Source organism: Marinospirillum sp., assembly GCF_014859565.1.
Genome location: NZ_JACUUA010000447.1, coordinates 1 through 1,289, shown reverse-complemented (window position 1 = coordinate 1,289; position 1,289 = coordinate 1). Strand labels below are relative to the sequence as shown.

The 1,289-nt window shown below is 51.9% G+C and carries 1 protein-coding gene; it reads left to right on the top strand.

All coding sequences use genetic code 11. The features are described 5' to 3' along the window. Positions 1-215 precede the first annotated feature (215 nt). On the top strand, positions 216-1,253 hold the full coding sequence (locus tag IBX50_RS20635) for a rod shape-determining protein (RefSeq protein WP_292258321.1): 1,038 nt from the start codon (positions 216-218) through the stop codon (positions 1,251-1,253). Positions 1,254-1,289: the final 36 nt, after the last annotated feature.

Sequence of the window (1,289 nt, the reverse complement as noted above, 5' to 3'; positions counted from 1 at the left end):
TTCTGCTTTGAGCGTCATGGATATACCTTAAATGCAGGTTGAGTCGCTGCTGAGCGGTAAAGAATAACACAAGGCTTCTTGTCTGTTTATGGCAGTTTTCTGTAAAACCTGTCTTTATTTGGTAAGAGTTAGGGTAAACTAGCTTGCCCTGAACCCTTCAGGTTGCTAGAGTTTCCGCCCAGCACAGGGATTCAACAGGATAGGTCACCAAAAGCATGATTAAACGTCTCAGAGGTATGTTCTCCAGCGATCTGTCGATCGACCTTGGAACAGCAAACACATTGATCTATGTACGCGGCAAAGGCATTGTTCTGAATGAGCCTTCCGTGGTTGCTGTCCGTCATCATGGCAATCAGCGCAGCGTGGCAGCCGTCGGTTTTGATGCCAAGCGTATGCTGGGCAGAACACCAGGCAACATTACTGCCATCCGCCCGATGAAAGATGGTGTGATTGCCGATTTCCATGTTACCGAGAAAATGCTGCAGCATTTCATTTCCAAGGTACATGACAACAATTTCTTCACACCCAGCCCTCGTGTGCTGGTGTGTGTACCCTGCATGTCCACCCAGGTGGAACGTCGCGCCATCAAGGAATCCGCACTCGGTGCCGGTGCCCGTGATGTGTTCCTGATTGAGGAGCCCATGGCAGCAGCCATAGGTGCAGGCCTGCCGGTTGATGAAGCTCAGGGTTCCATGGTCGTGGATATCGGCGGTGGTACCACCGAGATTGCCATCATCTCCCTGAATGGTGTGGTGTATTCCGAATCCGTACGTATTGCCGGTGACCGCTTTGATGAAGCCATTGTTGCTTATGTGCGTCGTCACTACGGCAGCCTGATTGGTGATGCCACGGCTGAACGTATCAAGCAGGAAATCGGCTGTGCTTATCCGGGTAGCGAAATCAAAGAGATTGATGTTCGTGGCCGTAATCTGGCTGAAGGGATTCCACGCAGTTTCACCCTCAATTCCAACGAGGTGCTGGAAGCTCTGCAGGAGCCACTGGCAGCCATAGTACAAGCCATCAAAAGTGCACTGGAACAGTCTCCACCAGAGCTGGCTTCCGATATCGCAGAGCGCGGCCTGGTATTAACCGGTGGTGGTGCACTGCTGCGTGACATCGACAAGCTGATAGCCGAAGAAACCGGTCTGCCGGTGATTATTGCTGAAGACCCGCTCACTTGTGTGGCGCTGGGCGGCGGCAAGGCTCTGGAAATGATTGATCAGCAAACTTTTGATCTGCTGGCTATCGAGTAAAATCACAGTACAGTTCGCTTTGAAACGCCCCTCTGC